This is a genomic window from Cyclobacterium sp. 10D3-21 (genome assembly GCF_055809755.1).
This window is the reverse complement of sequence record NZ_CM147924.1, coordinates 821139-835688: the sequence shown is the minus strand read 5'-3', so window position 1 is coordinate 835688 and position 14550 is coordinate 821139. Positions and strand designations below refer to the sequence as shown.

Sequence of the window (14550 nt, the reverse complement as noted above, 5' to 3'; positions counted from 1 at the left end):
AATACTACAAAAAAAATTGTATCACCTATATTATTGTCCACACGAAAATATATCGGAATTATTTAAAAAACCTTAAACAACTGCAAATTTAATGGCCTAAAGTCCTCTTTATTAAACAATTCCAGTAATTAAATGGGTTCCTATTTATTTAATCATCATATCTGAAAGCCAATTCTTGGCTTTCTCAATCGTATCAACTCCTTTGACTATGAGAATTAAACGTCCTTTGGTTTCTTTTATTTTACAAAGCCTGTTCTTAGATTGAATAAACTTGATAATGTTCATAAAAACTGGAGAGGTAAAATAGGCCTCCTTTTCAGAACTAACGAAATAGCACTTCATTTGTTCATTTTTCAAGGCAAGTTTTTCAAAACCAAGCTTCTCCGCCATCCATCTAAGTTCTACGGTTTCGAATAAGGCCTGCACCCTTTCTGGGATGGTACCAAACCTATCCCTTATCTCCACTCTAAAATCATCAAGTGCCTTTTTCTCCTTAATATCATCCAATTTAGAATAAAGACTTAACCTTTCGGATATATTACTTACATAACTTTCAGGGATCAATAACTCCATGTCCGTCTCAATTACGCAATCCTGAACCAATGGAGCTACTATTTCTTTAAGATCATTTTCAAAAAGGGCAGCAAACTCTGTTTGCTTAAGTTCTTGAACAGCATCATCCAGTATTTTATGATACATTTCAAAACCCAAATCAGAGATAAATCCACTTTGTTCGGCTCCTAATAAATTCCCTGCTCCCCGAATGTCCAAATCCCTCATTGCCACCTTAAAACCATCACCCAGATCAGAAAACTCTTCCATTGCTTGAAGTCTTTTTCTGGTTTCTACAGTCAACGTAGACGTTGGGGGAGTTAACAGGTAGCAATAAGCTTTTTTATTGCTTCTTCCCACCCTACCTCTCATTTGATGCAGGTCACTCATCCCGAACATATGGGCTCTATTAATAATGATCGTATTGGCATTTGGGATATCCAATCCTGATTCTATAATATTGGTTGAAACCAAAACATCATAGGTCCCTTCAATGAAGTCCACCATGATTTTTTCCAACTTTTTCCCATCCATCTGTCCATGGGCTCCCATCACCCTCGCATCTGGGACTAGTCTTAATATTAAATTGGCAATTGAATCAATCTCTGATACCCGGTTATGTACAAAAAACACCTGTCCTCCACGTTGGATTTCATTGGAAATGGCATCTCTAATAATCTCCTCCCTAAAGGTATAGATTTCTGTAGTTACCGGCTGCCGGTTTGGCGGAGGTGTCGCAATCACAGAAAGATCTCTAGCACCCATCAGGGAGAAATGAAGCGTCCGGGGTATTGGAGTGGCTGTTAGGGTAAGTACATCAACGTTTACTCGAAGTTCCTTTAACTGATCCTTGACCTTGACACCAAACTTTTGCTCCTCATCAATGACAAGCAAGCCAAGATCTTTAAATCTCATTGCTTTATTGACAATTTTATGGGTACCGATTAAGATATCTATTTCTCCGTTACCTACTTTTTCTATGATTTCCTTTACCTCTTTTGCCGTTCTGAATCTGTTAATATAATCTATGGAAACAGGGAAGTTCTCCAAACGTTCCTTAAAAGTATGGTAATGCTGCATCGCCAAAATTGTAGTCGGCACTAATATCGCTACTTGTTTCCTGTCATTTACCGCCTTAAAAACTGCTCTTACTGCCACTTCCGTCTTACCAAAGCCAACATCCCCGCATACCAGTCTGTCCATTGGGTAAGGCTTTTCCATATCATCCTTAACGTCTGAAGTAGCAGAGGCCTGATCCGGCGTATCTTCATAGATAAATGAACTTTCCAGCTCCACCTGCAATACACTATCCGTAGAAAATTGATGTCCCAAAGCAGCCTTTCGTTTTGAATATAATTTAATTAAATCCTTTGCAATATCTTTAACCTTACTTTTAACCCTACTCTTTTTATTCTCCCATTCTGGCGTTCCTAGTTTAGACATGGTCGGCATAGCTCCTTCCTGGCTGCTATACTTGGATATCTTGTGCAAGGAATGAATGTTTACATAAAGAAGGTCATCATCCCTAAAAACCAAACGAATAGCTTCTTGCCGTTTTCCATTGACTTCCACCTTTTCCAATCCTGCAAATCGACCTATTCCATAATCTACATGAACAATATAATCCCCTGGATGTAGGCTTTTTATTTCTTTTAGGGTAAGTGCCTTCGACTTGGAATTGGTTTTGGTTGACTTGTACCGGTAGAACCTTTCAAAAATCTGGTGATCCGTATAGCAAGCAAGCTTTAGGGAGTTGTCTACAAAACCTTCCTTTAGGTTAATAGGTAAGGTTTGAACCTTTAAGGAGGGATCTAATTCATGAAAGATATTGATAAGACGGTCAGTTTGTTTTTCACTTTCCGAACAAATAATATTGGTGATCCCTTTGGTACCGTTTTCATTAAGATTTTGGACCAATAAGTCAAATTGCTTGTTGAAAGATGGTTGGGGTTGCCCTTGAAATTGGAATTCTGGCACACCTGTCCAATCAAATACATGACCAAAGGCCAGCAACGTGAAAGCTGAAAGCTGTTCTTCAAAAGAATTGGCATCTAAAAACAGCTGTTCAGGAGATAGAAGAAGGGAGTTACTTTCTCCTATACTAGCAAAATGCTGGCTTGCTTTATCAAACAGTCCCTGAATTACGTTTAGGGAATTTTTATAATCCTTAATCCAAAAGCAAGTTCCCTTTGGGAAAAAATCCATTATGGGCTGGCGACTTTCCAATTCCATCTTGGTTTGAATATTCGGAAGAATACTAATCTGCTTAACTCTTCCGGTGGACAACTGCGTTTCTGGATCAAAGGTCCTTATACTGTCCACTTCCTTGCCAAATAGCTCTAGACGGAAAGGCATATCATTCGCATAAGAGTAGATGTCAATTATCCCACCTCTCACAGCAAATTGCCCTGCTTCATAAACGAAATCAGTTTTCTCAAAGCCATAGGTGCTTAATAGTTCTTCTATGAAGGACAGATCAACTTTTTCACCTACTTTAACCGCAAAAGTATTTTCTTTGAGGCTCTTTTTATTGATGACCTTTTCATAGATGGCTTCTGGAGAAGTTATAAATACCATTCCTTCTGGAATCGGCCCGGACAACTTGTTAAGGATTTCTGCACGCATCAATACGTTGGCATTTTCCACCTCATCCGAATGATAGGGCCTTTTATAACTGGCAGGAAAATGATTAGCAACTTCTCCTGAAAAAGTTTGCCAGTCACCTGCAAGATAGGCTGCTTCTTCACGGTCATTTGCTAAAATAACATGAAAACCACCTGTAATTTTGGAGATAGCATGTACGACCAACATGTCCATACTACCCGAAAGCCCCTTGACATTCATTTTTGAATGGGCAGCAGAACCTATGCTTAATCCAAGGTTTTTTACAAATGGATCATCTATATAAAGTGATAAAAACGACTGTTTGTCCAACTAATATTCTTTTTAATGTAGCACCCTAAATTAGCACTAGCCAATTTGCTACGTAGTTAATACGATAAATAATAGGTCCCTTAATTGCTATTTTTGACTCTAGCTGATCGCCAGTATCTCAAAGATTCATAATCTCCAAACTATTTTTAGCAAGGCTATTACTTACCAAGGTTTCTAAAACAAAAATCCATATTCAAAATAAGTGGGTGCAATTTATCAAATAACATTGAAATCCCCTCAGTGGATTAAGTATATATGGCCCAGCTTAATCCTAGTATTTGCAAAAAAAATGGAGTTTTTTTCACCAAAAACAACATTATTCTCTTTTCAATTGTTAACCTTAAGATGAAGTTGCGAAAAGAAAGAAAAACAAACCATTGGTTTACAAGGATTGAACAAATGCATCCCTACCAGACACTCATTTATTTGGCCATGTTTAGCAGTGGATTAATCTTTTTTTTCTTAACGACATCATTTATATATTCTCAATCAGAAACCAGTTCATTTGGGCAATATAAAATACCCAAGTCTTTTATCATTAGTAGCTTAATATTGTTTGGTAGCGCCTTTATTTCAGAAAAAATCCTTACCGCTTATCTGGCCAATGAGCTGAAGAAAACAAAAATTTATCTTGCTTATACCCTATTTTTAGGATTAGCCTTTGCCCTATTTCAGTTTAAAGGATGGGAAGAATTATCAAATTCAGGCATTGATTTCACGGGTTTGCCAGCAGGAAGTTTTTTGTATTTACTCAGTGGTATCCACCTTGTGCACCTCGCCGGAGCAATGATTTATGCTTTAGTTCTATTACTACTTATTTACAATAGTGAAAAGGACGAGGTAAAAACTTTGGTTTTATTGACAAATCCATACGAAAAAATGAAACTTGAGTTATTCGTCATTTACTGGAAATTCATGGATATCGTCTGGTTAGTATTGTTTGGTCTCTTCCTTTGGGTTTTGTAATAGATATTATCGGCCATCTCTTCTATTTCGCATTACAACCAGATCAATAAATCAGTATAGGTTGACAATCAAAACCTTTTGAAGCCAATACCCCAATTGATCCTTTGGTATCAACGCCCATAATAAACCCAAGGGCATATTCTGCGTTTAGGTAATTCAATTGGGGAAATGAAAAATATTACCGAAGGTATTTCTGTCAATTAATCGTAAATTGCAAAAAAAGTAAACTTATGTCAGAAAAACAATTTGAAATCAATATCGATCCGGACTGGATAAAAAAATACCTGTCCAAAATCATTCTCGGATTGGTAGTAATTATCATGGTGTTTTCAGCTATTAAAACAGTAGGCCCAGAAGAGGAAGGTGTAATTATTCAACTAGGCGAGTATAATCGCACGGTTTCCCCAGGCTTAAGTTTCATCATTCCCTTTGTGGAAACCATGTATAAAATACCAGTCCAAAGACAATTAAAGCAGGAATTTGGCTTTCGCTCTACTTCCACGTCTTCTAGCGGACAATCACAATATGCCAAGTCTGGCTACATAGATGAGAGTATGATGCTAACTGGCGATCTGAATTTAACAGATGTGGAATGGGTAATACAGTATAGAATTGTAGATTCCTACAAATACCTATTCAAGGTAAGAAATGCTGAAAAAACCTTAAATGACATGTCTGAGTCTGCAATGAGGAAAATTGTAGGAGACAGAACCGTTAACGAGGTTTTAACAGTCGGTAGACAAGAAATAGCTACCAGTGTAGAAGTATTGCTACAGGAAATGTGTGATGAATATGAAAATGGCATCCGCGTAGACCAGGTAGTATTACAGGATGTAAATCCACCAGAACCGGTAAAGCCTAGTTTCAATGCCGTGAATGAAGCGCAACAAGAAAGAGAAACTTTAATCAATCAGGCAGAAGCCGATTACAATCGAATAATACCGAGAGCAAGAGGTGAGGCCGAAGAAACCATCCAATTGGCAGAAGCTTACGCATTGACCAGGGTAAATGGCGCAAGAGGGGAAGCTGAAAGATTTAATTCCATTTTTGAGGCATATATAAAATCTCCTGAAGTAACCAAACAAAGAATCTACCTGGAAACACTTGAGAAAGTTCTACCAAAAATCGGGAATAAAATCATCACTGATGAAAAGGGAAGCAACGTACTGCCATTGCTAAACATTAATAAAGCCAGTGCTTCTAGTCCTGCCCCTTAAGTAAAGTACGAACTTCACAACTAACCTCATCAAAGCATGAAAAAAAGCAATTTGTTATATATAATACTGGGAGTAATCGTCCTAATACTTTCGACTCAAAGTATTTTCATACTCGACGAAACCCAGCAAGCTATTGTCACTCAATTTGGGAAACCTGTTGGTGAACCCAGGACCAGCCCTGGGGTAAATTTCGTAATGCCATTTATCCAAAAAGTTCAGTTTTTCGATAAACGTTACCTGGAATGGGATGGAGACAAAAATCAGGTCCCAACAAAAGATAAAAAGTATATTTTTGTTGACACCTATGCCCGATGGGAGATCACCAATCCGCTTCAATTTTTCATCAGATTGCGAGACGAGCGATCCGCCCAGTCTCGCCTAGATGATATCTTAGATGGTGAAACAAGGAATGCGATAGCAAACCATAACCTTCTTGACATTGTTCGTTCAACAAACAGAGAACCTGAAATCACTGAGCAGTTCATGCAAGAACTCGAAGTTCTTGAAGAAATAGAAGTGGGAAGAGATAAAATCGAAGATATCATTTTACTGAAAGCCAATGAAAGAACTTCTGATTTAGGAGTAAGAATATTGGATTTTCGTTTTAAAAGAATGAACTATGTAGATGAAGTAAGGGACAGGGTATATGATAGAATGATAAGTGAGAGAAATAGAATAGCAGACCAGTTCAGATCTGAAGGACAGGGTGGAGCCAGAAAAATCCTTGGAGACAAGGAACGTGATTTGGCCCAAATCCAATCTGAGGCTATTAGACAGGGGGAAGAAATACGCGGTAGGGCAGATGCTGAAGCCACTGAGATTTATGCCTCTGCCTATAATCGAAACCGACAATCAATCGATTTATATAAATTTCTCCGGTCTATGGAAGCGCTCGAAAACTCTATGGACAAGGAGACTAGTTTGGTAATATCTTCAGACAGTGATCTTTTCAAGTACTTGAAAAAGATGCAATAATCGATTTGCAAACCAGAAGACTTCATGAACATTAGTCTAACGACCAAAGTAAATCAAAACTATTTAAAAGTAAAAGACGGGTTTAATGCCAATTTGTTCAAGGCATTAAACCCGTCTTTTCCCCCTGTTAAATTGCTTCGCTTCGATGGGTCCTCTAAAGGTGACTTCGTAAGCCTAGAGCTTAATTTTATTTTTTTTAAGCAGGTATGGATGAGTGAAATTACTGCTGATCATTTGGATGATACTGAATATCACTTCATCGATGAAGGCATTAAACTTCCCTTTTTTCTTAAAAAATGGCGTCATAAGCACCGTATCTTATTTGATGGAAGTGACAAAGCCAAAATAATAGATGAAATTAGTTTTTCAAGTCCAAACCTACTGTTGGATTATGCATTGTACCCCATACTTTACTTTCAGTTCTCAATGAGAAAGCCTGTATACCAAAAGGTTTTTTCGAATAGCAATGCTTCAAACACCTCTAAATAGGGTGTTAAAAAAACCATTAATGCATTGGTAAATTTTCACAATCACGTATTTGACAATCCCCATAAAGCACCAGAGAGTGACTGGTAATATGTGCAGAGAAGGCAACTCCCATCTCCTCTTTGATCAAATTAATTCTCTGATCGGAAAATTCTAAAATTTTTCTGCACTGATTGCAGACGTAATGGTCATGGTGCTTATAGGTCAAGGCTTGTTCATACAGTGCCACCTTGTCTTTAAATTGGTGTTTCACAGCCAACCCACAAGCCACCAATAAGTCAAGCGTATTGTATATAGTAGCCCTACTAATGGAATATCCATTGTTCCGCATCCTTAAAAATAGCCCTTCCACATCTATATGCTCATCTTGTGGTAAAGCATACAATTCATCTATTACAGAAAACCTTTCAGGAGTTTTGCGGCTTCCTTGCCGGACAAGGTAATTTTCAAATATTTTTTTCGCTTTCTCTATTATCGACTTATCGGCCATGGTTTATTATTATAAAGAATAAAGATGAGCTATTTTTTAGATTTTTCAAACCTTAAAACTTTTCAATCGGTAGTTAATCCCCTATTTTCAATGGTTCTAAATAGGGATTTGCCAGCGAGACCTATTTAGATCTCCATTACGTCCTCCAAAGCACGTTCAATTCGTTTGGCAGAAGGCTATTGTATGACCCTTTCATTGAAATGTAAACACCCTCCTTATTTCAGAGTTAACCCATCATTAGACATATACCTTATGTTGGTTTCCTTTTTGGAAATGGTAAACAGCATCATTAGGTCGATCATGGAAAGCAATAATACCTCATTAAGGCTATTACCTACTATGAGTGTAACTATGAGGTTAAATATTTCTAACTACTGAAAATTATTTTCTATATTAAAGGAACAAATAAGAATCATGCATTCTAAGACAAATTGGCTATTTTATTTTTTGGTTTGGGTTTTACTGGCTAGCCCAGTAAAGGCTCAAGTGCCTGGTTTTTATATGAAAAGAGACCAAAATAAAATAGTGATACCCTTTATTGACTCAAACAGCCTTATCATAATACCTGTATCTATTAATGGCGGTCCTGTCGTGAATTTTCTATTTGACACAGGAGTGAAATCCAATATTTTTTTCAGTAAATCCATAGGAGATGAGTTGGAAATGGTTTATACCCGAAAGCTCAATTTGGTAGGTGCTGATGGGAAAACAGTATTAAGTGCATCAGTTTCCCCTAACAACCACTTTGACATTGGGCCTATTGAAGGTATATTTCAAGCCATTTTAGTTTTAGATGATGATTTTTTGGAATTGGAAAAAGTTTTAGGTGTACCAGTTTATGGTGTAATCGGACATGAATTTTTCAAAAACAACCCAATCAAAATCGATTATGACAATGGACTCCTTACATTTTACAAACGCGGGACATTCAAAAGAAAACCATTTTGGTATAGAAAAATCCCAATTGAGTTATTACAAAATAAGCCATATATTTTAACTAAAATAAAGCAAGTTGATGGCCCCGATTTGGAGGCCAAATTACTTATTGACACAGGTGCCAACCATGGATTATTGCTCAACCAGGAAACGAGTGAAGACATTAAACTTCCAGAGATAAATATAGAAAGTAGTTTAGGCAGATCTTTGGGAGGAGATTTAGAAGGCCATGTGGCAAGAGTGAAAAAATTAACCATAAATGGCTTGAATTTTAGAAATGTGGTCACCTCCTACCCCGAAAAGAATGCGTATTCTGAAGTATTGATCAACACAGGGAGAATGGGCAGCTTGGGCTCAGAATTATTAAACCATATGAAGATCATCATAGATTACCCTCGCGAAAGGATATTGTATAAAAAAGGAGCCAAATACAAGACACCTTTTAAGTATGACATGAGTGGACTGACTGTTAGGGTAAGTTCTTTGGAAGAAAAAAGGTATTATATTCACCAAGTAAGGGAGGACTCTCCCGCCCATATTCATGGAGCAAGAAGTATGGATGAAATTCTAACAATTAATAAAATTCCCGCAATGTTTTGGGAGCTTTCTGACATCACCGAATTACTTAGGTCTAAAGAGGGGAAAGTCATTTCATTGGAGCTCCTAAGAATTGATCCTGAAGACAGAACCAAAACAAACATACATAAGGTTACATTTTTACTAGAAAAGCAACTGTAGAGAATCTCAGAATATAGGTAAAATAATGAACTTAATATAGAAAATAGTGAATCTGATATATTTTTTCCATTAATATCAGAAATTTTTATAAATTTATCAAAACTTTTAAGAAGATTTTAATCTTTGATTACACCCACCTAATGGTTAAAAATATTTTTAAACCCCTTTTACTCATTTTTAAAAAGTCAAATAATGGGATTTTTGAGATTCTCTACCAATCCAATGGTTTTATATCTTGGAATAAAAAAGAAGACTTCCAATTAAGTATTGAAGGGATAAATACTTTATTCCCCACACTTGAAAACTCACTTTTTGATTTAATATTTGAACACCTTGAAAATAAAAAAACGCTTGAAATCCCCCTCATTTTAGACCCCCAATCTTTTGTATGGTTGAAATTTGAAGGATATATCCTGGCGCATGAAGAAAACAGCTACCTAATCAATACAATTGTAAATCAGGATTCAACGGGGCTACCTTCATGGATAATTAATTCAAATGACCATTCTATACTCACAGAGGTGAGTAAAACAGAAGATTATTTCCCTTCAAACCTAAAAGATTTCAGTGAGTACTTAATGGTCAGATTTCCATTTCTTTCTGAAAGTATGCTTGATAATTTATTGAATCAAAACATTGAAAATGTTGAATTTACATTCATTAATCTGAGATTTAAATCCAAGAACATTTCATCTGATTATAGGTCACTCGAACTTGAAGAATATCAGGATGATGGAATTTCCATGTCCAAACTGGAAAAAAGTGACGCCATAAGTGGCAACGAAAACCATGAAATAATTTATTTCAAGTACCTAAAGAAAAGTAGGGAAATCTTTTGGTCTGGGCCATTGTTTAACCTTTTGGGCTATAAAAATGGTAATTTAAGAAGTTTTATTTTATGGGATTGGCTTAAATTAATACATCCAGAAGACCGGAAATTTGTAGAGGATTTTGTTTCTCTTGAGCAGTATGAAAAAGGCAACTATTCCATTACTTACAGGGTAAAAAACAAAAAGGGTCATTATCAATACCTCACAAATAATATAAGAACTTTTAAGAGCTCCATTTCTCAAGAAGAAGGCCTGACAGGTACATTAATAAATGCCTTTAATCAAAAAAAAGAAAAGATAAAACTAAAAGGCAAGAAAGATATTTTACAAAACCTGACAGAGAAAAGATTTATTCAGACCATGTTGACCGAGGTATCGGCCATTTCCACATTATTTAAGGGACAGAACCTATTTGAAGAAATTAACCACCTTATTTACAGAAAATTAGGGATACGATTTTGTATTATAGGTAATTTGGATTCTGGAAACAATAAAATGGAGATATTATCGATCTGTGAATCGGGGAAAAAAATTATAGACAATGACCAAAGCTGGCATAATTTTCTGAACAAGGAACTTCTTTCTATAGATCCTGCCAATCATTTCTTAATGATCAGTTCTGAAAAAGACGATGTATTAAGCCATATCTCATTTTTTGTCGAACATAGAATTACATCGTTCCTAAGGCTGTCTTTATTCGATACAGAAATGAACAAAATTGGCACTTTGTGTTTGCTCCATGATCAGCCTTTCAAAAACAAAGCTCATTATGGGGAGTTATTTAGCATTTTGAGAGATTGGATAAGCAAGGAGCTGCACAGGTTTCGATTTGAGAATGTGCTTCAAGAAACCAATTTCATGCATGATGCCATTCTAAATGGTACTGCTTATGCCATATTCGCCGTAAACCATCAGTTTGAACTTATTTTAATCAATAACAAAACCCTTCCTATATTCAACCTTAAAAGTAAGGAAGAACTAATGGGGACTATATTAATTAAAAGTAACATAAGTGCAACTTTACTAGAGGTTATTTCTGGCTTTCTGACGTCTAGTCTGAAAACTGCCTATTTCCATTTACCTTTAGAAGAGGACAATTATAAAGAACTGAAAATATCATTTACCAAAATCCAATATGGTAATGAAAACAAGGAATCCTATGTCATATTTGTTGATGACATCACCGATAGAACCCTTTCTGAAAAAAAATTAATTGCTTCTGAGCAACTGTTTAGGAGTATTGCAGAAAACTTTCCTCGTGGTTCGGTAGATGTATTGGACAAATCATTTCATTATCTGTTTACAGATGGGGAAGAATATCAATTGACTGGAACGAATCCCAAATCCTTGATTGGCACCAACCTTTTGAACCAGTTTTCAGGGGATAATTTGAAAATCACCAAGCTCAGCCTCAACAAGGTACTGAAGGGCCAAAGGGTAAGCTATGAAACAGAAGCGCACCAGAAGAAATTTCTGCAAAGTGGCGTGCCTTTGATAAACAATGCTAACGAAGTAGACCGTATTCTATTAGTGACTCAAAATATAACGGAAGCAAAGAAGCTAGAATCAGATAGAGAAAAACTAATAAAGGACCTCAAATCCCATAATGAAGAGCTATTAAGGTTTGCCTATATTGTCTCTCATAATCTCAGAGCCCCCATAGTAAATATCTCTTTGCTGCTAGACCTCTACAACGATGAAAACCCTGCTGACCCAGGCAATAGAGAGATCTGGGAAAACCTTAAAATTTCTACCAATCTGCTTGACACCACCTTGGAGGACCTTATTGAAGTTGTTTCCATAAAAAAGCAAAAAATCCCGAAAGTAGAACAAATTGACTTTAAACTCTTACTTAATAATATAGAAAAAAGCCTCTTTAACCAACTAAAAGAATCTGGAATTAAAATCCAAAAAGATTTTTCAAATCTAAGTGAGATAAATTATGTCTATGCTCATCTGGAAAACTTCTTTATGAATTTTATGACCAACTCAGTTAAATACAAACACCCAGAACGGAGCCCTGTCGTTAAAATCAGTACCTATAAGGAAAATGAATACTGCGTGATAAGGTTTGAAGACAATGGCATTGGCTTGGACTTAACAAGGTACGGTGATCGTATTTTTGGTCTATACCAAAGGTTTCACAACCATGTTGAAGGCAAGGGGTTAGGATTGTACCTAGTTAGAGAACAAATAAGGGCACATGACGGAAAAATTGAAATTGAGAGCGAAGTAGGTAAAGGAACCGTATTTAAAGTTTACCTGAGAAACTTAATCCTGAACAACTCATAGTAAGAGACTACGGCTCCAATTCCTTAAATTTCGATATTAGACTTTAAGCAAAGCGGCAGCCTCTTCATCAAGGAATATGGTAACATCTTTATGTCTTTGGAGGATCGAAGCAGGCATCGACTCTGTAATTGGTCCATTCACCATTTCTTGGATTGCAGCTGCTTTTTTAATCCCGTAGGCGATAAGTATAATTCTTTTTACTTCCATAATTGTCTGTATGCCCATCGTTACGGCTTCCTTTGGTACACTTGCTACACTTTCGAAAAAACGGGCATTTCCATCTATGGTCTCCTGTTGCAATTGGGTGACATGTGTTCTTGTATCAAATGCTGTACCTGGTTCATTAAACCCAATATGTCCATTTGTCCCGATTCCCAAAAGCTGTAAATCAATCCCTCCTGCACTAACTATTTTAGCTTCATACTCCTCGCAAACCTCCTCAAGGTCTCCAGTTCCATTAGGTACATTGGTTTGATTCAGCGGAATATTGAGGTGATTTAATAGAGAGGTATTCATAAAACACCTATAACTCTGAGGATGTGATCCCTCTAGCCCAACATATTCATCCAGATTAAATGTCATTACATCAGAATAGTCTGTACCATTCGCTTTGTGGTCTTTTATCATATTGGCATACGTTCCCAGAGGAGAGCTTCCGGTAGACAATCCTAACACAGTGTTTGGTTTGTTTTTTACAGCATCGATCAGCTCCTTAGCAACAGCCTTGTGTAAACTTTCCTCGTCTTGAAAAATCTGTATTTGCATAATTCAATAATAATTAAATGTAAATGATTAATGGGATACTCAAATTATGAATAAATGACCATTGAGTGAATTGGAAAACGAAAGCACAAATTTATCATTATTTGAGAATAGGTAAGTTGAGTTTGAATTTTACGGCTACTAATCGAATGATAATAATCAAGGCAATAGATCCCAAAAGATTTGTATCCCTATCGAGACCAAAATAATCCAAGGCAAGGTAAACAACCGCGCCAGCAAGGCAGGCTGATGCATACACTTCTTTTCTGAAAAGTATAGGAATCTCATTGGTTAGTGTATCTCTAATCACCCCTCCCATCACGGCACTAAACATCCCCATTATAGCTGCTACTTCTGGTCTAAAGCCCAGATCCAGACATTTTTCCACTCCTAAAATTGTAAAAAAAGCAATCCCCAAAGTATCAAATAAAAACAAGGTCTTCCTAAGCTTGGCCATATGAGAGAAAAATACAAATGTAGTAATCAAACCCGCAAAAATCGCATAAAGAAAATTGACATTACCTATCCAAACCAATGGATACGATCCGATCAATATATCCCGCAAACTTCCCCCGCCAATGGCAGTAATAAAACCCATAAAGCCTACTCCAAATAAATCCTGGTCCTTATTCTGAATGGCTAAGGCGCCGGAAATAGCGAAAAAGTAGGTCCCTACCAATTCTAGTGCATATTGCATGTCTATTGTTCCCATTACTTATTTCTGCCTCCTTTTTGAAAAACAAATACCCCCATAGCTCTTTTATTATGAACCAATACCGACTTCGCAGGTTCCAATAGGGTTAGCTGGTATTCGAGCATTATTTCCTTGATTAATGGTTCTGTTAAAACGAACCTTTCGGTTCCATCGGGAAGTTGTTGCATTACAAGTGACGATTGATCTATCAATTCGAAGGCTCCTCCAGCATCCGTACACATCCGTAACCAGAAAATACCCCCATTTTTTAATACCCGCATATGTTCTTTCAATAGGGTAAGAAAATGGTCCTTGCTTTTGGCAAAATGCAATACTGCACTGCTTAAAACCACATCAAATGCGGCTGTATGAAATGGAATGTCTTCTAAATTAGCCACCTGAAAACGCTTAGGATCAAAATTTGAATCCAATGTTCTCCCAGAAATTCTTGCCATGCTGATTGCTGAGGGATTAACATCTACCCCTACAATCCGGTATCCTTCTTGAATAAAATAATGCGTATTTCTCCCCTCACCACAGCCTGCATCCAGTATCATCATCTCTTTAGTGAACCTCCCTTTTAATATTAGATCCAGCAGGTAAAGGTCTATATTTCCAAGCAATTTATTTAGTTCATTAATGTTCATGTTTTAATAAATTTAGTCTGGAATTTTTTGG

At 36.7% G+C, this 14550-nt stretch carries 11 protein-coding genes; 6 read left to right on the top strand and 5 right to left on the bottom strand.

Annotation, left to right across the window (positions count from 1 at the left end):
• Positions 1–144: 144 nt before the first annotated feature.
• Positions 145–3486 (bottom strand): transcription-repair coupling factor, encoded by a 3342-nt coding sequence (gene mfd / locus AC0L7T_RS03585; RefSeq protein WP_473341097.1) that lies wholly within the window; start codon positions 3484–3486, stop codon positions 145–147.
• Positions 3487–3831: 345 nt separating this feature from the next.
• On the opposite strand from mfd, the gene AC0L7T_RS03580 reads away from it, so the two are divergent.
• From AC0L7T_RS03580 to AC0L7T_RS03565, 4 genes are all read left to right on the top strand, one after another.
• On the top strand, positions 3832–4452 hold the full coding sequence (locus AC0L7T_RS03580) for a cytochrome c oxidase subunit 3 (protein ID WP_473341096.1): 621 nt from the start codon (positions 3832–3834) through the stop codon (positions 4450–4452).
• Between the two features lie 230 nt (positions 4453–4682).
• Complete coding sequence (gene hflK / locus AC0L7T_RS03575) at positions 4683–5669, top strand: FtsH protease activity modulator HflK (protein WP_473341095.1); 987 nt, start codon at positions 4683–4685, stop codon at positions 5667–5669.
• Between the two features lie 36 nt (positions 5670–5705).
• Positions 5706–6644: a protease modulator HflC gene (hflC, locus tag AC0L7T_RS03570; protein ID WP_473341094.1), complete on the top strand. Its 939-nt coding sequence runs from the start codon at positions 5706–5708 to the stop codon at positions 6642–6644.
• Between the two features lie 24 nt (positions 6645–6668).
• Positions 6669–7133 carry an SRPBCC family protein gene (locus tag AC0L7T_RS03565; RefSeq protein ID WP_473341093.1) on the top strand — a complete coding sequence of 155 codons (465 nt, stop codon included), beginning with the start codon at positions 6669–6671 and terminating at the stop codon, positions 7131–7133.
• Between the two features lie 16 nt (positions 7134–7149).
• Here AC0L7T_RS03565 and AC0L7T_RS03560 read toward each other — a convergent pair whose 3' ends face one another.
• Complete coding sequence (locus AC0L7T_RS03560) at positions 7150–7620, bottom strand: Fur family transcriptional regulator (protein WP_473341092.1); 471 nt, start codon at positions 7618–7620, stop codon at positions 7150–7152.
• Between the two features lie 501 nt (positions 7621–8121).
• Between AC0L7T_RS03560 and AC0L7T_RS03555 the strand changes: the two genes are divergently transcribed.
• Positions 8122–9294, top strand: a complete 1173-nt coding sequence (locus AC0L7T_RS03555) for a retropepsin-like aspartic protease (RefSeq protein ID WP_473341091.1) — start codon at positions 8122–8124, stop codon at positions 9292–9294.
• Between the two features lie 140 nt (positions 9295–9434).
• Positions 9435–12416 carry an ATP-binding protein gene (locus tag AC0L7T_RS03550; RefSeq protein ID WP_473341090.1) on the top strand — a complete coding sequence of 994 codons (2982 nt, stop codon included), beginning with the start codon at positions 9435–9437 and terminating at the stop codon, positions 12414–12416.
• Positions 12417–12452: 36 nt separating this feature from the next.
• Here the strand turns inward: AC0L7T_RS03550 and nagB are convergent, their stop codons facing one another.
• The 3 genes from nagB to AC0L7T_RS03535 all read right to left on the bottom strand — a co-directional run bounded on the left by nagB (position 12453) and on the right by AC0L7T_RS03535 (position 14519).
• Complete coding sequence (nagB, locus tag AC0L7T_RS03545) at positions 12453–13181, bottom strand: glucosamine-6-phosphate deaminase (protein WP_473341089.1); 729 nt, start codon at positions 13179–13181, stop codon at positions 12453–12455.
• Positions 13182–13278: 97 nt separating this feature from the next.
• Positions 13279–13881: a trimeric intracellular cation channel family protein gene (locus tag AC0L7T_RS03540; RefSeq protein ID WP_473343346.1), complete on the bottom strand. Its 603-nt coding sequence runs from the start codon at positions 13879–13881 to the stop codon at positions 13279–13281.
• Between the two features lie 8 nt (positions 13882–13889).
• The gene (locus AC0L7T_RS03535; RefSeq protein WP_473341088.1) at positions 13890–14519 is read right to left on the bottom strand and encodes a class I SAM-dependent methyltransferase; all 630 of its coding nucleotides are present in this window, start codon (positions 14517–14519) and stop codon (positions 13890–13892) included.
• Positions 14520–14550: the final 31 nt, after the last annotated feature.